General features: G+C 63.3%; 18 protein-coding genes. 9 read left to right on the top strand and 9 right to left on the bottom strand.

All coding sequences use genetic code 11. The annotated features are described in order from the left end of the window. Positions 1 to 34 precede the first annotated feature (34 nt). Genes ML540_RS16805 through ML540_RS16790 form a run of 4 tightly spaced genes read right to left on the bottom strand, consistent with a single transcriptional unit; the run spans position 35 to position 4,021 of the window. Positions 35 to 892, bottom strand: coding sequence for a substrate-binding domain-containing protein (locus tag ML540_RS16805; RefSeq protein ID WP_243364124.1), 858 nt, complete (start codon positions 890 to 892; stop codon positions 35 to 37). Next, positions 889 to 2,085 carry an alginate O-acetyltransferase AlgX-related protein gene (locus ML540_RS16800; protein ID WP_243364122.1) on the bottom strand — a complete coding sequence of 399 codons (1,197 nt, stop codon included), beginning with the start codon at positions 2,083 to 2,085 and terminating at the stop codon, positions 889 to 891. The genes ML540_RS16805 and ML540_RS16800 overlap by 4 nt, the downstream gene beginning before the upstream one ends. Positions 2,086 to 2,104: 19 nt before the next feature. Then, positions 2,105 to 2,761 carry a nicotinate (nicotinamide) nucleotide adenylyltransferase gene (nadD, locus tag ML540_RS16795; RefSeq protein ID WP_243364119.1) on the bottom strand — a complete coding sequence of 219 codons (657 nt, stop codon included), beginning with the start codon at positions 2,759 to 2,761 and terminating at the stop codon, positions 2,105 to 2,107. Next, positions 2,762 to 4,021, bottom strand: coding sequence for a glutamate-5-semialdehyde dehydrogenase (locus tag ML540_RS16790; RefSeq protein ID WP_243364117.1), 1,260 nt, complete (start codon positions 4,019 to 4,021; stop codon positions 2,762 to 2,764). Positions 4,022 to 4,200: 179 nt separating this feature from the next. On the opposite strand from ML540_RS16790, the gene ML540_RS16785 reads away from it, so the two are divergent. From ML540_RS16785 to ML540_RS16770, 4 genes are read left to right on the top strand one after another with little or no spacing between them, the layout of a single operon-like run. Next, the gene (locus tag ML540_RS16785; protein WP_243364113.1) at positions 4,201 to 4,830 is read left to right on the top strand and encodes a tetratricopeptide repeat protein; all 630 of its coding nucleotides are present in this window, start codon (positions 4,201 to 4,203) and stop codon (positions 4,828 to 4,830) included. Between the two features lie 24 nt (positions 4,831 to 4,854). After that, positions 4,855 to 6,696, top strand: coding sequence for an indolepyruvate ferredoxin oxidoreductase subunit alpha (gene iorA / locus ML540_RS16780; protein WP_243364110.1), 1,842 nt, complete (start codon positions 4,855 to 4,857; stop codon positions 6,694 to 6,696). Then, positions 6,697 to 7,284 (top strand): indolepyruvate oxidoreductase subunit beta, encoded by a 588-nt coding sequence (locus ML540_RS16775; protein WP_243364108.1) that lies wholly within the window; start codon positions 6,697 to 6,699, stop codon positions 7,282 to 7,284. It begins immediately after the preceding gene. A gap of 16 nt (positions 7,285 to 7,300) precedes the next feature. Beyond that, entirely contained in the window at positions 7,301 to 8,857 is a 1,557-nt protein-coding gene (locus tag ML540_RS16770) for a sigma 54-interacting transcriptional regulator (RefSeq protein ID WP_243364105.1), read from the top strand. Positions 8,858 to 9,043: 186 nt separating this feature from the next. Here ML540_RS16770 and ML540_RS16765 read toward each other — a convergent pair whose 3' ends face one another. After that, entirely contained in the window at positions 9,044 to 9,730 is a 687-nt protein-coding gene (locus tag ML540_RS16765) for a type 1 glutamine amidotransferase domain-containing protein (RefSeq protein ID WP_243364090.1), read from the bottom strand. Between the two features lie 173 nt (positions 9,731 to 9,903). Between ML540_RS16765 and ML540_RS16760 the strand changes: the two genes are divergently transcribed. Beyond that, a complete protein-coding gene (locus tag ML540_RS16760) occupies positions 9,904 to 10,284 on the top strand; it encodes a vWA domain-containing protein (protein WP_243364088.1) in 381 nt (126 codons plus the stop codon). 157 nt (positions 10,285 to 10,441) lie between these two features. Here ML540_RS16760 and ML540_RS16755 read toward each other — a convergent pair whose 3' ends face one another. Then, positions 10,442 to 10,753, bottom strand: coding sequence for a saposin domain-containing protein (locus ML540_RS16755; RefSeq protein WP_243364085.1), 312 nt, complete (start codon positions 10,751 to 10,753; stop codon positions 10,442 to 10,444). 248 nt (positions 10,754 to 11,001) lie between these two features. On the opposite strand from ML540_RS16755, the gene hisH reads away from it, so the two are divergent. From hisH to ML540_RS16740, 3 genes are all read left to right on the top strand, one after another. After that, positions 11,002 to 11,643 (top strand): imidazole glycerol phosphate synthase subunit HisH, encoded by a 642-nt coding sequence (gene hisH, locus ML540_RS16750; RefSeq protein ID WP_243364075.1) that lies wholly within the window; start codon positions 11,002 to 11,004, stop codon positions 11,641 to 11,643. After that, complete coding sequence (hisF, locus tag ML540_RS16745; RefSeq protein WP_243364072.1) at positions 11,633 to 12,412, top strand: imidazole glycerol phosphate synthase subunit HisF; 780 nt, start codon at positions 11,633 to 11,635, stop codon at positions 12,410 to 12,412. Before hisH ends, hisF begins: the two co-directional genes overlap by 11 nt. Positions 12,413 to 12,534: 122 nt before the next feature. Beyond that, the gene (locus tag ML540_RS16740) at positions 12,535 to 13,236 is read left to right on the top strand and encodes a hemerythrin domain-containing protein (RefSeq protein WP_243364070.1); all 702 of its coding nucleotides are present in this window, start codon (positions 12,535 to 12,537) and stop codon (positions 13,234 to 13,236) included. Between the two features lie 127 nt (positions 13,237 to 13,363). On the opposite strand, the gene ML540_RS16735 is transcribed toward ML540_RS16740, so the two are convergent. After that, positions 13,364 to 15,649 (bottom strand): cysteine synthase, encoded by a 2,286-nt coding sequence (locus ML540_RS16735; protein ID WP_243364066.1) that lies wholly within the window; start codon positions 15,647 to 15,649, stop codon positions 13,364 to 13,366. A 50-nt stretch (positions 15,650 to 15,699) separates the two neighbouring features. Between ML540_RS16735 and ML540_RS16730 the strand changes: the two genes are divergently transcribed. Continuing rightward, positions 15,700 to 17,493: a motility associated factor glycosyltransferase family protein gene (locus ML540_RS16730; protein ID WP_243364064.1), complete on the top strand. Its 1,794-nt coding sequence runs from the start codon at positions 15,700 to 15,702 to the stop codon at positions 17,491 to 17,493. A gap of 267 nt (positions 17,494 to 17,760) precedes the next feature. On the opposite strand, the gene ML540_RS16725 is transcribed toward ML540_RS16730, so the two are convergent. After that, entirely contained in the window at positions 17,761 to 18,546 is a 786-nt protein-coding gene (locus ML540_RS16725) for a hypothetical protein (protein ID WP_243364062.1), read from the bottom strand. Continuing rightward, positions 18,533 to 19,294, bottom strand: coding sequence for a hypothetical protein (locus ML540_RS16720; protein ID WP_243364059.1), 762 nt, complete (start codon positions 19,292 to 19,294; stop codon positions 18,533 to 18,535). The genes ML540_RS16725 and ML540_RS16720 overlap by 14 nt, the downstream gene beginning before the upstream one ends. Between the last annotated feature and the right edge of the window lie 133 nt (positions 19,295 to 19,427).

The raw sequence follows: 19,427 nt of genomic DNA, 5'->3' as shown, positions 1-19,427 counted from the left end.
TACTAAGATATTCCCCGGCATTGTAAAGTCTGCCCTACTGTCCGTCGGCGAGCCTGTCCGGGAAGTCCACCGGCAGGACGCTCGCCCATGACGGCTTGTCCGCCAGGGGAACATAGCCCGTGCGCGCGAGGATCGCCTGCCCCTGCGGTCCGGCGAGGTAGTCCATGAACGCCTTGGCCAGGGGGGGGCAGGCCTGGGGAAGAGCCGCGTGCATGACCCGGTAGATCCTGTAGCGCCCGGCGCGGAAGGCTTCCAGGTTCGGAGCGGAGCCCTCCACGGCGATGGGCTTGAGGCTGGCGTCCAGGTCGCGCATGCTGATGTAACCCAGGGTTTCCTTGTTGCGGGCCAGGGTGAAGCGCATGGCCGGCTGGCTGGAGACGCTCACGTTGCCCGCCCTGGTGGAGGGCCTGCCCTCCTCCTCGGACGCCTCGATGTACAGGGGCATGGCCGGGAAACTGGGGCCGCCCACGACGTTCCAGAACCTGATCCTGGCTCCGAAGAGCTGCTTGATCTGCTCCAGGCTGAGCGAGCCCACCGTGTTGACCGGATTGACCACCACGGCCACGGGGTCGATCCCGTAGGCGATGAACTCCAGCGGGGCGCCGGCCCGGGAGGCGTTGGCCGGGTCGCGGTCGTAGAGGCAGATGTCGGCCTGGCGCAGGCGCACGCGCCGAAGGCCGTTGCCCGCGCCGGTCAGGGAAAAGGTGATCTTCACGGAGGGGTGCTCGGCCGTGATTTGCTCGGCCGCCTCCCTGGCGGCCACGAGGCCCACGTCGCTGCCCGCGATGCGCAGTTCGCCCGATAGGCCTGCGAAGGCGTCCGTTCCCGAAGCGGCGGCCGAAGTGTCGACGACGGCCAGAAGACAAAAGAGGATTGCCGTTAGGATTTTCACTCTGGCGCCTCCCCAGGAGCGGAAACCTTGGGTTGCGGGGGCAGGAAGAACCGCTCGGCGATCTCCTCCACCACGACGTCCGGCTTTTCGGCCTCGATAAGTTCCTTGTCGAAGAGGCTCTGTTTGCCCTCGAGACCGGGCTTCACCCAGACGTAGACGCCCCGGCTGAAATGCTCCCCGAGGAAACCGAGGATTTCCCAGAAGTACGAATCGTGGAAAAACAGGGCCTTGGGCAGCTTCAGATCGTCCAGGACCGAAGCCTGGGCGGCCTGCGAGTACCCGGGCTTGAACAACCCGGTGCTCTCGCCCCTGGCCTTGAGCGGCGTCTTGGGGAGCATCAGGATCTTGTGCTCCGTGACCAGTTCCTCGATGCCCACCATGAAGGAGAGATCGCCCCCCAGAAAGGTGTACTCCTGCGGGTAGAACTGGGAAGCCTGCATGGGCTTGAGGCCTGGGAAACTGCGGGCCAGGCGCTCGATGACCGCCTGGTAGCCGGGGAACGCGCCATAGGCGTTCCAGTGGCTGTCAGTGGAATAGAACACCTGGGCGGCCTTCTTGGCCTCGAGAAGGGCCGGGCGCAGGTCGAGAACGTCGAGCGAGGTTTTGGAATTGATGTATTCCATCACCTGGTCCATGCGCGAGATCTTGCCCTCCTGCCGGTACGCGTCGGGCAGATATTCGGGATAGATGGTGTCCTTGTTGGGAGCCACCACCACGAGATACTTGATGCCGCGCTCGGCCAGCCACTTCCTGCGCTCCTCGAAGCCCGCAGCGAGCCCCTGCAGCTGGGCCTCGCTCAAGGGGTTGACGGCGCGGTGCTCCTCCAGCACGTCGATTGTGCGGTCGCGGGCCAGGAAGAGCCAGCCGTCCTTGCCCACGGCCACCGGGGAGTTGGCTGACATGGAGCCGAACAGCGACGCCGAATAGTAATTGTACCAGCGGATGAGCACTCCCCGGAACGGAAAGTTCTTGTCCAGCCAGCCCGAGGTGAACGCCTTCGCGATGGCCTTGGCGGAGCTTGCGTCCCAGGAAAATTCGGGAAAAGGCGTATTGGTGGCCTCGGCCAGCTTGCCGGCGGGAGCCAGGTTGAACACCTGGGCCGAAATCGGGAGGTAGATGGCCAGGCAGAACAAAGCCGCGCAGCCCGCCGAAACGAGCCTGCGGCCCGTGAACACGTGATTCACTCGCAGCACCTTATGCGCCGGGGCAGGTTCAGGACCAAATCTCGAGAACCTGGCTCCGCAGCCGGTTGATGTGCCCCTCCACTCCGGGAGGGACCAGATAGCGCAGATTGGATCCGCGCCGGAAGCGCTCTCGTATAAAGGAGGCGCTGATGTCAAGCCGGGGGACGTCCACGAGTTCCACGCAATTGCCCGAGGGCATGAGCCATTTTCCGGGGCCGGCGGGCTCGCAGCCCAGTTCCGGGTGGTCCGCCAGATAGGCGGCCACTTCGTCGCGGCCCAGGCTGTCCCTGGTGGACACCGCGAGGTTGGCCAGGGTCCCGAGTTCGGGCCCGCGCCGCCAGAGGTGCAGGTTGACCAGGTCGACTGCGCCCATGATGAAGTGGATGTCCGCCCCGGGATGGAGGCGGACAAGCTCGGTCAGGGTGTCCCAGGTGTACGACGGACCCGGGCGCTCGGCCTCCATGAGGTTGACCGCAAGCCCCTCGATGCCTTCTACCGCCAATGCCAGAAGCTCGGCCCGCAGCTCGAAGGGCAGCATGCCCTCCCCCCGCTTGTGGGGCGGGCGCGCCGCCGGGATGAGCTCCACCCGGTCGAGCGACAGGGCCTCGGCCATTTCCAGGGCCAGGCGCACGTGCCCGATGTGGACCGGATTGAAGGTTCCCCCGAGAAACCCGAGCTTCGGCATCTACGCCCTGACCTGCCCCTGGCCGAAGGCCACGAACTTGAGGCTGGTGAGCTCCTTCAAGCCCATCGGGCCGTAGGCGTGCAGCTTGGAGGTGCTGATGCCGATCTCCGCGCCCAGGCCCAGCTCGCCGCCGTCGTTGAAACGGGTGGAGCAGTTGATGCCCACCATGGAGGCGTCGGCCTCGCGCAAAAAACGCATGGCCCGGCCGTGGTTCGAGGTCAGGATGCACTCCGTGTGGTTGGAGCCGTAGGCCGCGATGTGTTCGAGGGCCTGGTCCATGCCGGATACCACGCGCACGGCCAGGACGTAGTCCAGGAATTCGTATCCCCAGTCCGCGTCCGTGGCGGGCTTGGCCGTGGGGCCGAGCAAGGGGAGCGAGGCCGGGCAGGCCCTAAACTCCACGCCCTTCCCCCCCAGGGCCGAGGCGACCATGGGCAGGAAAGCCTTGGCGGCCTTCTCGTGCACCAGCAGGCACTCCAGGGCGTTGCACACGCCGGGGCGCTGGCACTTGCCGTTGTCGGCCACGGTGACCGCGTTCGCGAGGTCCGCGTCCTCGTCCACGAACAGGTGGCACACTCCCTTGTAGTGCTTGAGCACGGGCATGGTGGCCGCTTCCACCACGGAGCGGATGAGCCCCTCGCCGCCGCGCGGGATCATCACGTCGATGAACTCGTCGAGCTTGCACAGGGCGGGCACGGCGGCGCGATCGGTGGTGTCCACCAGGCGCACGGCCCCACCGGGCAGTCCCGCCTCCTCCAGGGCCTGGCTCAAAAGCCCGGCCAAGGCCATGTTGGAATGAAAAGCTTCAGAGCCGCCACGCAGCACCACCGCGTTGCCCGCCTTGAGGCACAGGATGGCCGAGTCCACGGTGACGTTGGGGCGCGACTCGTAGATCATGCACACCACGCCGAGCGGAATGCGCATCTTGCCGACCATCAGGCCGTTGGGCCGCTGCCACATGGTTTCGATGGCCCCCACGGGGTCGTCCATGGCCGCCACGTCCAGGCAGGCCTTGGCCATGGAGGCCAGCACCTTGGGGGTCAGGCGCAGGCGGTCCAGCTTGGCCGAGTCCATGCCCGCGCTTTGGGCCTGGGCGATGTCCTTGGCGTTTGCCTCGGCGATGAAATCCGCGCGAGACTCCAGAAGGCCGGCCAGGATGGCCAGGGCCTTGTCCTTGGCGGCTCCGGGAGCCTTGGCCATCAAACGGGAAGCGTCCTTGGCCTGTCGGGCCAGGGCCGCCATCTGCTCGTGAATGCTCATGCGACCTCCGCGTAACTGGTCTCCATCAGATAGCCTCGGGCAAGCGCCCGCGTCAACGAGTGCCTTTTGACAGGCACGGGCCTTTGGGTATAGATGAAGCGCCTTTCGGCCCCGCCCGCCGCCAACGCGGCGGGTATTTTGCAATCTGCAACCACCCAAACCCAAATAAGCGGCACCCCATGGCAGACATCACCTTCGAGCGTCCCGAGCAGATGAGCCCCCTGGCACGTTTCATGTCCCAATACTGGCGCACCGCCGCTGCCGCAGTGATCGCGGCCCTGGTGGCCGTGGCCGCCTACGCCTGGTACACCTCCAGCGCGCAGCAGGCCAAGATCAAGGCCGAGAACGACCTTGGGGCCATCATCGCCACCAAGACCGGCCCCGAGCGCCTGGCCGCCCTGGAAGCCTATCTGAAGAGCGCGCCCTCCTCCACCAAGGGAGCGGCCCTCCTGGAGCTCGCCCGCACCGCCCAGGAACAGAACGTCTTCGACAAGGCCGCCGACGCCTGGAACCAGCTGTCCCTGACCGCCCCCGACGGCATCCGCGAACTGGCCGTCATAGGCCGGGCCTCCGCCGTGGCTCTTGGCGGCGACAAGGCCCAGGCCGTGAAGATCCTCTCCGATTTCCTGCCCAAGGCTCCCAAGGGCTTCCAGCCCGTGGTGGCCCGCCAGCTCGCCGGAGTGGCCGAGGAAGCCCAGGCCTGGAACGAGGCCCTGGCCGCCTACGAGCGCATGAAGGATGCCGGCGCGGGCGCCAACAAGGCTTTCTACGAAGCCAAGATCGCCGAAATCAAAGCCAAAATGAAATAACCGTTCCATAAAGGATCAGCATCCATGCCAAGCCCCCTGTTGGCCGACACCGCAGGCGAAAAGCTCCTGCTGCTCGGCAACGAAGCCATCGTGCGCGGAGCCCTCGAAGGCGGCGTCGGGTTCGTGAGCTGCTATCCGGGCACTCCCTCCTCGGAAGTGCCCGACACCTTCTTCCGCTTGAGCCGCGAGGGAGACTACTACTTCGAGTACTCAACCAACGAGAAGGTGGCCCTGGAAGTAGGCGCGGGCGCGGCCCTGGCCGGCGTGCCCACCCTGGTGACCATGAAGCACGTGGGCGTGAACGTGGCGGCCGATCCGCTGCTCACGCTCTCCTACATCACCGCTCCGGGCGGGCTGGTGCTTCTGTCCGCCGACGATCCCGGCTGCCATTCCAGCCAGAACGAGCAGGACAACCGCCATTACGCCCGCCTGGCCGGGCTGCCCTGCTTCGAGCCCGCCACGGCCCAGGAATGCAAGGACATGACCCGCGACGCGCTGCACCTGGCCACCCGCACCGGCCAGCCCGTGCTTCTGCGCACCACCACCCGGGTCAACCACGTGCGCGGTCCGGTGAAGATGGGCAGCCTCCCCAAGGAGAAACCCTACAAGCCCTTCGAGCGCAAGCTTTCGCAGTTCGTGCCCATCCCGGCCCATTCTCGGGTGCATCACCGCCAGTTGCTGGACCGCCTGGAGGCCATCGGCCACGAGGCCGAGCGCTCCCCCTGGAACAAGGTCTCGGGCGCGGGCGACATGGGCGTGGTGGCCTCGGGCATCAGCCGCTGCTACCTTGCGGACGCCCTGCACGAGGAAGGCATGGAGGGACAGGTCAAGGTGCTGGATCTCGGATTCAGCTACCCCATGCCCGACGAGCTGATCCTTGAGTTCGTCAAGGGTTTGAAAACGCTTCTGGTGCTCGAGGAGCTCGATCCCCTGGTTGAAAACCACATCCGGGCGCTCCTGCAGCGCCACGGTGTGGAACTTACGGTGCTGGGCAAGGGCGATACCCTGCCGCTGTGGGGCGAATACTCCACGGACCTGGCTCGCCAGGCCCTGCGTTCGGCCATGGGCCGCCAGGCCCGGACCGTGGACCACTGCGCCCCGCAGCAGGGGCTGGCCATGCGCCCGCCCAACCTGTGCGCGGGGTGCTCGCACCGGGCCTCCTACTTCACCGTGCGCGAGGTGTTCGGCGACGGGGCGTTCTACTCCTCCGACATCGGCTGCTACACCCTGGGGCTTCTGCCGCCCCTTTCCGCGGCCGACTTCCTCGTGTGCATGGGTTCGAGCATCTCCACGGGCTCGGGCTTCGCCACCGCTTCCGGCCGGCCTACCATCGGCTTCATCGGCGACTCAACCTTCTTTCATTCCGGAGTCACCGGGCTCATCAACGCCGTCTACAACAACCACGACATCCTGGTGGTCATCCTGGACAACCGCACCACGGCCATGACCGGCCACCAGCCCCACCCGGGCGTGGACCACACGGCCATCGGCCCCAACGAGCGCCCGGTGGAGATCGAGCCCCTCGTCAGGGCCTGCGGCGTCCAGCACGTCAAGACTCTCTCCCCGCTCAACCACAAGGCCGCCAAGAAGGCCTTGGAAGAGATGAAGGCACTTTCCGGCCCCCGGGTCATCATCTTCCGCGACCCGTGCGTCATCCACGAACGCAGGACCAGCGGCAAGCCCAAGTCCCAGGTGGCCACGGTGGCCGAGACCACCGCCGGATGCCTGGACGTGTTGAGCTCCCTGGCCTGCCCGGCCTTCCTCAAGGATGGGGGCGCGGTCCGCGTGGACGAGGAGATGTGCTCCGGGTGCATGTTCTGCCTGCAGTTGGACAAGTCCTTCAAGGCCAAGAAAAGGGGCGCATAGATGCAGCGCACGCGTATATTCTTCACCGGAGTGGGCGGACAGGGCACCCTGACCGCCACCAAGCTCGTCTCGCTCACCGCCCTGGACGAGGGCCTGCCCGTCACCTCGGGCGAGATCCACGGCATGGCCCAGCGCGGGGGCGTGGTGGAATCCACGGTGCTCATCGGCTACCTGAGCCCCAAGATCACCCACGGCGAGGCCGACGTGCTCCTGGGATTCGAACTCCTGGAGACCCTGCGGGCCCTGTGCTACGTGAAGCCCGGCGGCAAGCTCTTGAGCAATTCCGAGGCCCTGCCTCCCCTGTCGGTGGCCACGGGCAAGGCGGACTATCCCTCGCTGGAGTCGGTACGGGCCAAGGCCCAGGCCGTGGCCTCCCAGGCGTGGTTCCTGCCCTGCCGCACCCTGGCCGAAAAGGCCGGATCGGCCCAGAGCGCCAACACGGTGCTTCTCGGAGCGGCCTGCGCTGCTCACGCCCTGCCGTTTGGCATGGAGGCCCTGGAACGTTCGGTGCGCAAATACCTGAAGCCCGCCCTGGCCGAGATCAACCTCAAGGCCCTGGCCCTGGGGGCCGAGGCCGTCCGCGGCTGACCTGGGGGAGATTAGAATGAACGTCTTCTCATCCGGCGAGAGCCTTTCCCAGAAGTTCCTCACGGCCCTGCGCGCCCTGTTGGACGAGTCGGTGCCCTCGCGTTCCGCGCGTGACTGCCTGGACGCCATGCTGGCCCGCATGGTGGAGGTCATGGGCTATCACCGGGTCTACCTGGAACTTCTGGACGTGCCGCTGAAGAACCTGCGCCTGTCGCTGTCGCGCGGCCGGGAGACCTTCTTCAACGCGCCCCAGGGGCCGGGTCCCATCGCCACGGGCCAGACCCTGGGCACGCGGCAAAGCGTCATCATCGACAACATGGCCGACCATCCGGACTTCTACGGCCGCCCGGCCCAGGAGCTGGAAAACCTGGCCTTCATCTGCGTGCCCGTGCTGGTGGCCGGACAGCGCTACACGGGCCAGCAGATCGCCATGGGGGCGCTGTGCGCCGACGTGCCCAAGGCCCCGCCCATATTCCTTGAGCACCAGCGGGACTTCATGATGGCCGCTGGGGGCGTCTTCGCCATCGCGGCAGAGCGCCTGCGCGACGAACTGGTCAAACCCAAGTCCAAGTCCCGCGCCGAGCACGAACCCGGGGCCGAGGCCCACGTCAAGCACAAGGTGGTGGCGGTCTCCAAGAGCATGCGCCTGGTGCTCCGGCAGATCGACCAGGCCGCCCAGAACGACTCGGCGGTGCTTTTGCGCGGCGAGGAAGGCACGGGCAAGGAATTCCTGGCCAAGACCCTGCACGCCCAGAGCTCCCGGCGCAAGCGCGCCTTCCAGCGCCTGGTCTGTTCGGCCGAGGCGCCGGAGGGCATCTACCGCGCCCTGTTCGGCATCCAGAAGGGCGACGCCTCCAAGTCCACCCAGTCCAAGCGCGGCGCGCTGGAGCTGGCCCAGGGCGGCACCCTCTACGTGGAAGACGTTGAGGAAATGACCATGGAGGCCCAGCAGGAGCTTCTGCGCTTCCTGCAGGACGGCACCGCACACCGCTACGGCTCGGACCAGCCCATGGCCCTGGACGTGCGGATCATCGCCTCCAGCCGGGCCAACCTGGAAGACCTGGTCAGCAGCGGCGACTTCCTGGAGGACCTCTACTACGCCCTCTCGGTGATCCCCATCTACGTGCCGCCCCTGCGCGACCGCGCGGGCGACGTGCTGCCCCTGGCCGAATACTTCCTGGAGGAGTTCGCCAAGCTGGAAGGCCGGGAGTTCAAGCGCATCTCCACTCCGGCCATCGACCTCATCAGTCAGTACCACTGGCCCGACAACGTGCGCGAGCTTTACTCCTGCATGGAGCGGGCCTTCGAGCAGTCCGAGGACGGGGTCATCCGGGCCTACCACCTGCCCCCCACCCTCCAGACCGCCGAGAGCTCCAACACCGAGGCCACCCTGTCCTTCGGCGAGGCCGTGGACCAGTTCGAGAAGGAACTGCTCATCGAGGCCCTGAAAAAGGCCAAGGGCAACATGTTCCAGGCCGCCAAGGACCTGCGCGAGAGCTACCGCATCATCAACTACAAGGTGAAGAAGCACTCCATCGACCCCAAGCGGTTCACGCCGGGCAAGAAGCGCTAGGACCTCGTCACGACGATGAAAAAGCCCCGGCCGCGCTCACGCGCGGCCGGGGCTTTCCTGTTTGTGGGGATCATCGTTTTCGGCGGGCTTCGCCCGCAGGTGCCCGCAAGCCATCGCCGTTTCTGACGCGTTCTTCCGGGAGTCCGGCCGTCCGTGCGGACGCAGCCCCCGCCTTAAGGCATCCGCTCAGGAAGGCTTTCCGAGGAGCGCCAGCAGCTTGCGGGCAGCCGCCTCGGACGAGGCCGGATTCTGCCCCGTGACCAGGTTCCTGTCCGCAACGGCGTGCGGCTGGAAAAGCCCGGCGTTCTCGAAGCGGCCTCCCTTGGCCCGCAGCTCGTCCTCCAGGGAGAACGGCACCACGCCGTCCAGCCCCACGGCCTTTTCCTCGGCGTTGGTGAAGCCCGTCACGGAAATCCCCAACACCAGGGGCGTGCCGTCGTATTTCCTGGCGTGGCGCAGCACGGCCGGGCCGTGGCACACAGCTCCAACTGGCTTGCCAGCCGCGAACATGGTCTCGATGATCGAGATGGAATCGTCGTCCTCGGCCAAGTCCCACAGGGGGCCGTGCCCGCCGGGATAGAACACCGCGTCGAAGTCAGCCGCGGACACGTCCGCGAGCCTCACTGTGCCGGACAAGGCCGCCAGGGCCAACGCGTCCAGTTGGAACCGCCTGCACGCATCCGTGAGCGTCTCGAGGGTCTCGCTGCCCGGGTCCACGGGAGGCCGCCCGCCCTTGGGCGAGGCCAGAGTCACGCTCGCCCCGGCGTCCCTGAACACGTAGTAGGGCGCGGCCAGCTCCTCCAGCCAGACCCCGGTCCTGCGGCCCGTATCCCCCAACTCGCCGTTGGATGTGATCACCATGAGTATTTTCATGTCCGCTCCTTGTCGCCGGAATAGGACTGACGCATAGCACGGTCCGTGCGAAAATTTCCACCGGCAATCCCGCCCGGGCTCTTCCACAACAGTTTGACCCCCGGCCGTTTTCTGCTAGAAAGGAGCATGGTGAAAATCCCGCCGGTGCAAGTCCACGGCGGAAGGAGGCATTGATGACACGGCAGATTTCCTTCACCAGGCTGGAGCAGGCGGCGGCCCCCGGGCTGCGCGACCGCATCGACAAGGCCGAATCCACGGAGGACGTGCGCAAGATATTCGCGGAGGCAGCCTCCATGCTTCTCTCGGACGCGCTGGGACAGCCCGGATCCGTACGCTACGAGGACGTGTCCCTGTCGCCCGGCGAGCCGGACGGGTACGCCCTGGTCCCGTCCCTGCTCCAAGCCCCGTCCTTCAAGGATACCTGGGAGGGCTCCGACCTGCCCCGGATCATGGCCACCCTGGCGCGCGGCGCGGTGAACCGCTACCACCACCTGGACAAGCACCCCGAGAAGACCCAGGCCAAGATATTCCACCACAAGCAGGGCAAACGCTGACTGTCGCGGCCCACCAAAAGCGAAACGACCGGGAAGAGGCCCTCCCCGGTCGTTTATGCGTTCGTTCGCCCCTAGCGGGCGCCGTATCCGGACCTGCCATGGCGGCGCGATATTTCACGCGCGCCTCCCGGTCTCCCTGCGGCGGATCACCCCGCCTCTATTGGCAGTAGGCCATGGCCCGGCAGATGCTCTCCAGGCTTTCGCCCTTGGCCCGGCGGGCCTTGAGAGCCTTGATGAACTTGGGGCCCATCTCGGCGTAGAACTTTTCGCAGGCCGCCCTGTCCCCGGGGGGCAGAAGGGCGCACTGCTTGCTCGCGTCCACCGCGATGTTCTGCCCGTCCCCGGCGGAAGCGTCCACCAGCCCGAGAACGAGCTGGCAGGCCGTGCATTCCATGTAGCTGCCAGACTGGGCCGGGGCCTGCCCCGCCGTGCAGGCGACGATCATCGCCGCCAGAATCCATTTCTTCATGACCAAACCTCAAATTTTCCAGATTTTCTCATTTTCCCTGCCGCACGCCCATCAACCGGCGCGAAGCTGTAGGGGATTCCAAAGGGACCCCGTCCCTTTGGCCGCCGGAGGCCTCTTCATCCCCCTTCTGCACTCTCCCCTCCCGCAAAACCGCGCGACACTAGGCCCGCTCACCGCAAAACTCAAGACGCCCGTCCTCTTGCCTCAGCCGTGAATTTCTACTAGCACCCCGGCACGGGAGGAAAACCATGCTCGCCATTCTCGACTATAAGGCCGGCAACCAGACGTCCGTCCGCCGCGCCCTGGACAACCTCGGCATCCCCTGCCAGATCACCGCCGACCCCGGCGTCCTGCTCAAGGCTTCCGGCGTGATCTTCCCCGGCGTGGGCGCAGCCGGCCAGGCCATGGACGAACTCACCAGCACCGGCCTGGACAACGTGCTGCGCAAGATCGTCGATTCCGGAAAGCCGCTCTTGGGCATCTGCGTGGGCTGCCAGATCCTGCTGGACTACTCCGAGGAGAACGACACCCAGGCCCTGGGCATCGTCCCCGGCGCATGCGCCATGTTCAACCGGGCGCTGACCGAAGAGGACGGCGAGCCCATCCGCGTGCCGCACATGGGCTGGAACAAGATCAAGCTGGCCAAGCCCTGCGAGCTCTTCGAGGGCGTGGACGCCGACTCCGAATTCTATTTCGTGCACAGCTACTATCCCGTGCCCAAGGCCGAGTTCGTGCTGGGCACCACCTTCTACGGCATGGAGTTCTGCTCCGTGCACGGAAGGCCCGGCCTCTGGGCCGTGCAGTTCCACCCGGAGAAGTCCGGCCGCCCGGGACTTACGCTGCTCGCCAACTTCGCCAAATACTGCGGGGAGGCCTCCAATGCTCAGTAAGCGCGTCATCCCCTGCCTGGACGTCCGCGACGGCCGCCTGACCAAAGGCGTGAAATTCCTCGAAAACGTGGACATCGGCGACCCCGTCGAGACTGCCAAGGCCTACTACGAGCAAGGTGCGGACGAGATCGTCTTCTACGACATCACCGCCTCCTCCGAGGGCCGGGGCATCATGCTCAAGGTGGTGGAGAAGGTCGCTTCCCAGATATTCATCCCCTTCTCCGTGGGCGGGGGCATCTCCACCGTGGACGACATGCGCGCGGTGCTCCTGGCCGGGGCCGAGAAAGTCTCGGTGAACTCCGCCGCAGTCAAGAACCCGGACATCATTAGCCAAGGCGCGGCCGCGTTCGGCGCGCAGTGCGTGGTGGTGGGCATGGACGTGCTCAAGGTGGGCGTGAGCGAGCAGATTCCCTCGGGCTACGAGATCGTCATCCACGGCGGGCGCAAGAAGATGGGCCTGGACGCCATCGAATGGGCCAAGACCGCCGAGGCTCTGGGAGCAGGCGAACTCTGCGTGAACTCCATCGACGCCGACGGCACCAAGGCCGGCTACGAGCTGACGCTGACCCGCATGATCAGCGAGGCCGTGACCATCCCGGTGATCGCCTCGGGCGGCGCGGGATCGCCCAGGCACATGCTGGACGCCCTCACCGAAGGCAAGGCCAGCGCGGCGCTCATCGCCTCCATCGTGCACTACGGCGAGTACACCATTGCAGACCTCAAGAAGTACCTGAGCGACGGCGGCGTGAAGATGCGCACAGTCTGGTAGACGCGGCGAGAAAGCGAAGAGAAGAACGAAAGGCCCGGCATGTCCGGGCCTTTTTCGTGCTGCCCTTCTTCCACCCTCATGGTATGGTCTAAGCCCCATATTTCCGCACGGGAGGAAACATCATGGAAAACAGATGGATCGACAGAAGAAGCGCGTTGCGCCTGGGGCTTTGCGCCGGGGCGGGGCTCCTCCCCCTGGGGGTTGCCGCGAATGCCCGGGCCGCGAAAAAGCCCGGGAAGAAAAACGAGGAGGTTTCGGCCACCGAGGACTTGATGCGCGAACACGGAGCGCTTGTCAGGCTCCTGCTCATCTACCGGGAATCGGCAAACCGGCTCAAGGCAGGGGGGGATTTACGCGTGAAGGCCCTGGAACAGGCGGCCGGGATCATCCGCCGGTTCGTGGAGGGCTATCACGAGAAAATCGAGGAGCGGTTCGTCTTTCCCCGCTTCGAAAAGTCGCCGGACCTGGGGGAGTTGGTCCGGGTGCTCAAGGTTCAGCACGACATGGGACGCAAGGTGACCGACCGCATCCTGGCGTTGGTTAAAACGGACCTCGGCGCGGACGGGCGCACGGAAGCAGCCCAGCTGATCGCGTCCTTCGAACGCATGTATTACCCGCACCTGGCCTGGGAGGACACTATTCTCTTCCCGGCCTACCACGCGTCGATGTCCGAAAAGGAATTCGACAAGATGGGCGACCGCTTCGAGGATATGGAACACGAGACCCTGGGCGCCGGCGGTTTCGAGAGCACCCTGGCGGATATCGCGGGCCTTGAAAAGGAACTGGGGATTTACGACATTTCCCGGTTCACGCCCAGGGAATGAACCGGGCACGGCCGCGCAACAGGCACTCACCAGCGCGCGAATCCCGCGAAGTGAAACGGTGTCCAGAGGGCGAAGCCCTTTGCCGGGTGCAGGGCAGCGCCCTGACGGGTCCGGCGGAGCCCGGCTCTTATCTTTCCGCCGCGTACAGCCGTGTCCCGGCCGGTGTGTCCTCAAGCCTCAGCCCCAACGCCTCGATCTCTGCGCGCAACGTGTCGGCCTGGTTGAAATCCTTGGCGGCGCGGGCTTTCTCGCGCTTCCCGGCTAGCCTCTCCGCCTCCACGGGCCAGTTGGCCCGGGCCAAGGGCAGAAGCGACTCGTCCAGGACTCCCAGCACCGTGTCCACGGCCTTGAGCCCTTCCAGATACGCCCCGGCGTCCGCCGGGACGGCGCGCTTGCCCACGGCGCTGGTGTTGGCCCGGCGGCAGAAGGCGAAAAGCTTGGGCCAGAAGTGGTGCAGGCTCAGGTCGTCCTCCAGGGTGGAGTCCAGCTCGCGGCGCAGTTCCTCCACGGCGGCGAGGGCCTCGGGCGAAGCCTGTTCCGCTCCTGACGCCCCGTGAGAGAGGTTGGCCGCAGCCTCGCGCATCTTGCGCCAGTTGGCCGCCCACATGGCCAGTGTCTTGTCCGAGGCGTCCAGGGGCCTGCGGTAGTGCACGGACAGGAGCCACAGGCGAGCGGCCCGGAAGCCTCCCACGGCCCGGGCCACGTCCGTGATGTCCGGCTCGGCGTCCACGCCTCGCACGGAGCCGCTGACCAGCCACGCCTCGGGGCGGGTCCCGGCGGCCAGGCTCCAGATGGAGCGCAGGTTCTCCAGGTGCGGGAAGACGTGCCCCTCCCCGCCCAGCACCGCCGAGAGCGCGGGCAGCCCGGACAGGGCGCACACGGCCATCTGCATGAACCAGCTGGGGCGCACGGCTCCCCATTCGGTCTGCACCACCTGGCCGAGCTTGAGGTCCTGCAGGCTCACGCGCTTGAGCAGGGTGAAGTCCTGGGGATGGTCCTTGAGATAGGCGGCCAGGTCCACGGTCTTGCCCAGAGCCAGCTTGCCCAGGTTGGCGTGGGAGAGGACGCCGTAGCCCTTGTCGCGGGCGATGTCGAAATAGACCGAGCGCAGCTTCTCGTAGCACAGGCCCTTGCGCATGAGCGCCCGGGTCATCTCCAGGATGCGCTCAAGGCCCGAGGAGGCCGCCGGGAAGGACACCGTGGCCCCGAGCCTTCCGGCCAGGGCGGAGAGATCCTGCAGGGCCTTTTCGGCGAAAATTTCGCGGCTCGATTTGGCGGCGCGGGCTCCGGCCAGGGCGCGGTCGTCCAGGTCGGCCAGTCCGGCCGACACGGAGGCCTCGCCGCCGCGCGAGCGGATGTGCCGGGCCAGCACGTCCAGGAGTACGATGCGCCGCCAGGATTCGGCGTCGCCCGTGGCGTCCAGGCTCGGCCCGAAGGTGTAGAATCCGGCCGGGCCGGGCCTCAAGTGGACCGGCTTGCCGGTGGAGAGACAGCGCAGGCGCACGCCCTTGGCCTCGGGCGTGGCGAAGAGCTCCGTGGAGAGGTAGCGCTCCCCGCCGTCAGGCAGGATGGTCACGATCACGCCGGATTCGATCTCCGAGGCCAGCCGCACCGCCGCGGCCATGGCCGCGCCGCCGCTCATCCCGGCCAGGATGCCCTCCTGGCGGGCCAGAGTGCGGGCCATGTCGAAGGCGTCCTCGTCCTCGACGCGTACCACCTCGCCCAGCTCGCGCTTGTCGTAGATGCCCGGCGGGTAGGACTCCTGCATGTTCTTGAGGCCCTGGATGCGGTGCCCGGGCCTGGGCTCCACCGCCACGACTTTGACGGCGGGATTCAATTCCTTGAGCCTCTTGGCGATGCCCATGGCCGTACCCGATGTGCCGAGCGTGGCCACCACGTGGGTCACGCGGCCCTCGGTCTGGTCCCAGATTTCCTGGCCGGTGCCCTTATAGTGGGCGGCTATGCTCGCGGGATTGTTGAACTGATCCATGAGCACGTAGCGGCTTGGGTGCTCGCGGGCCAGGCGGTAGGCCTCCTCGATGGCCCCGTCCGTGCCCATGTGGCCCGGCGTAAGCAGAAGTTCGGCACCGTAGGCGCGCATGATGCGCTTGCGCTCCTCGGAGGCCGAGGCGGGCATGATGAGCGTCAGTTTGTAGCCCTTGACGGCGCAGACCATGGCCAAGCCTATGCCGGTGTTGCCCGACGTCGCCTCGATGACGGTCTTGTCCGGGGTGAGCTCGCCGGATTCCACGGCCGCGTCGATCATGGCCAGGGCGACCCTGTCCTTGATGGAACCGCCGACGTTCTTGGCTTCCAGCTTGGCGTAGAGCGCTACGCCCGGATTCGGGTTCAAGCGCGTGATCGCCACCAGGGGCGTCGACCCCACCAGGGAGAGAATGTCCGGATGTGCCATGCCCCAGGGATTTAGGGGAAAGACTCAGCGCTGGCAAGGAACTTGCTTGCATGGGGCGCATGAACCTGCACCAATTCCTCACCGCCAACCTGGAAGCCCTGGCTGCCGCCAAGGAACCCGTGGCCTCCTGGCTGGCATCCGGCGTCGCGGACATCGAAGGCGCACTCGAGCGCGTCTTCGTCAATGCCATGGGACTTCTCGACTGGCGCATGGATGACGGTTCCGGCGTCATCGAGAAAAGCCCGATCCTGCCGGTGCTCTACGACGAGTGGCGCAAGATCGACACCCCTGAGCGCGACGCCACGGTCATCGTGGGCGTGAACCTGGGCTACGGGCTCAACCACGTGCTCACCGGCACGCCCGACTCCCACAAGGTGCTGGTCATCGAGCCCAGGCCCGACGTGCTTCTGGCCTGCCTCGGCCAGACCGACTACCGCCCCTTCATCCAGGCCGGAAAGCTCCGTTTCGTGGTGCCAAGCCACGACCAGGTGGAAGCGGCCGTCCAGCGCCTGGACCTGAACCTCGTCTACGGCAGCATCCACCTGCGAAACGACCTGCCCTCACAGCAGATCGGGCCCGAATACGCCCAGATGACCCACCTCACCCGGGGCAAGCTGGAAAACTTTTCCGTGGAGTTGGCCACCCTGCGCCTCAAGCAGGAGGTCATGGTCGGCAACGAATTGCAAAACTACTCCGACGCCATGAATCACGGCAGCCTCCTGCCGCTCAAGGGCACGGCCCAGGGCGTCACGGCGGTGATCCTCGGCGCGGGGCCGTCCTTGGCCGACAACGGGCCGCTTTTGGCCAAGCGTCCGGGACACGCCCTCTACGCCTCGGCCCTGCAGACCCTGCCCGCCATGGAGCGCGTGGGGCTCAAGCCCGACTTCTGCCTGGCCATCGACTTCCGTGACGAGATGATGCGCCTCTACGACAACATCCAGGACATGTCCTGGCTTGAAAACCTGCCGCTGATCTATTCCACCAAGATGGACCCGGGTGTGGTCAGGCGCTATCCTGGCCCCAAGATCCCGCTCTGGACCATGGGCGGACTCGGCACCTACGTGTTCCAGGAGCACGAACTGGTGCTGGACGCGGGCGGCAACGTGGGCGTCACCCTGGCGAGGTTCCTCTCCTGGTGCGGCGTGAGCCGCATCGTGCTGGCGGGGCAGGACTTCTCCTGGCCCGGCGACAGAACCCACGCCCCCGGCCACCACGCCCACCAGAACGTGCAGAGCTTCGATCCCAACCGGGACGTGCAGTTCACCAACCTCTGGGGACAGACCATCTATTCCAACGTGGGCTACCTCTCGGCCAAGCGCGACCTGGAAAAGGACCTCCGCAAGGCCCAGGTGCCCATCTACAACATCTACGGCGGCGGCGCGGAGATCGAGGGCAGCACGGTGGTGGACGTCGAGGAATGCCACCAGCGCGGCCTGCTGGCCTCCCAGCCCGGGGCCAAGGAGCGCTTCCTGGACGCCATCCGCCGGGTGAACCAGCCCCGCACGCGGCCGGTGTACCAGGCGCGCCACAACACCTGGAACCAGTCGCTGCGCCAGGCCACCAAGCATTTCGAGAAGTTCATGAAAAAGCCCGGCAAGCACCAGCTCGACATCAAGAACCTGCTGAACAGGGTGCTGCAGTTCCTCAAGCAGGACCCGCTCTACCTGCCCTACCTCTACAACGAGGTCATGGACATGGCGTCCATGGTGCACTGCCGCGCCAAGTATGCGCCAACGGACATGAAGGAGTACCGCGACATCCTCAAGCGCGCGCTTAACAAGGTGAAGGAGATGGACGGGGTGATGGGGCCGGCGGGCCTGGAAAAGAAGGAAGCGGCTGCGTGAAAGACAGTAGATGATTGAGTAAGATTCAGGGACGTTTCTGCAACAGGGCGTCCTTTTTTCATTCTTGACGGCCCCAAGGCTATCCCGGTGTTCCTTAAGGACAGAGAGAAATGGGAGCCCGAGATGCAAACCTAAAGAGGGGAGCTTTAAAAATCAGGTCCCACTACGGCATGATCGTTAAATTCTAAACAAAAAAATAAAAAAACAAAATCCAGGGATAAAAGTCACTCTCTGACCGTTCTTATAAATCGCAATAAGGCAGAAGAGTTATGCAACGCCTTTGTCGTGAATATTATCAAAAGAATTTTCAAATCTTACAGCAACTTCTGATGGCGCAGCACCCAATGCTTTGGCAAAGAAATCGTGATGCCTGAGTAAATTTCCTTGAATTTCTGATTTATAACGATGCTGCCTTAAAACAGTATCGAGAGCCGGAAAAAGAACTGCAATTTGTTTCTTATGGTTATCCTGAACACTCTCACTAAATCGCTTGAAAATATTATCCACACCTTTATAATAATAACGCAAATAACTAAAATAAAACCGCCTAAGCTTGTCATTATTATCTAGTTCGCAAAAAATTTGTTCAACAGTCTCATATGGAGCTTTAGATTTGTAAACAGAAATATTCAAATAAGAAAATTTTAATGTAGCATGTTGAGACTTGATATCATGCTCCAACGCCCCAAGAAAATCAAAACTCTCTGCCCTTCCATTTGCTCCAATCAATTGAAAAACGTTGACCCTACAAGAAAGATCATCGACGTCACACTTTTCAATAGAACTAATCAGTCTATTAGTTAAAATTTTCTTCACGCCTTTTGTAGCAACAGATATCTTGTCAACAAAAGTCTTTAATTGATTACGAGAAAGATACCGCTTAAAAACCAAGTCATCCTCAGTCTTTATCAACTTATTAATTATAAATTTGTAGTTCGTATTAATACGCTGAACAGTTCTGATTGCATACAAGTGATTTAGAAAAATTGTATCTTGATAATTATTTTCGAAATAATCATCAATCTTACTCAGTAAATTTTTAGTTCTTCGCATGACAAACCTCCAAAAAATAATCGTGGAGACCAACTGCTTTTGAACTTTTTGCAAACTTACCTGCCAGTAGTTTGTTATTCAATCCCTGGCAAATAACAGGAAACAAAGCATTCTCACCATGCGCCATATCTTCATCAAGAATGTGGTCAGATGTTAGAACCTTATAATCTCCAAGACTCAAAAGAGGAACATCATCTAGAAAGCAAACAGACACGTTGTCACCTACACAAAATCCTACTCTATCATTTATATATTCATTGACAAAATCATGGCCATGAACAATCTTTTGAAAGCTTTCACCCTCTTGAAATGCAGAAAAAACGCATATATTTTCAACATCTTCCATATCTGGCAAATGCTTCAAAGCCAGAGCATCTAAGTTTGTATTAATCGTAACCGCATTTTTAGTAGCAGAATGAACTGGCTTTAACCTGTTGTGCATTTTAAACAAAACCCTTTGACCATCAGATGTCAGCAGGTTAACCACATCTGATTCATCATCAATCGCCTTCTCAAATGTTATTACTACAGGGCTACTTTCAATACCGTCCTTCCCAAGCAAAAAACACCTAAAATGTGCATACCATAACGCAACATATGGATTGCTGCAAGAAAAATACACGCCCTTTGCTGTCCAATATTCACCGTCTGCCTTCTGTTTATCAGGGCGAAATACTCTATCACTTCGAATGCTATCCCATGCATATGTTGTCGTGCCATGATAATACGTCATGCTTCCAGTAAACATAAAGTCATCCTTATGCTACACGTGACTGAAATGATCACCCAGTCTCCAAAAAATATATTTTTACAAATATTTATTGCAACCACAAGTAGGGGCACCCTACTTTTAGCTACTAACCATAACGGATATAGCCAGT

This window comes from Fundidesulfovibrio terrae (assembly GCF_022808915.1).
Taxonomy (GTDB): Bacteria; Desulfobacterota; Desulfovibrionia; order Desulfovibrionales; family Desulfovibrionaceae; genus Fundidesulfovibrio; species Fundidesulfovibrio terrae.
The sequence above is the reverse complement of the archived record's forward strand: the minus strand, read 5'-3'. Positions and strand labels throughout refer to the sequence as shown.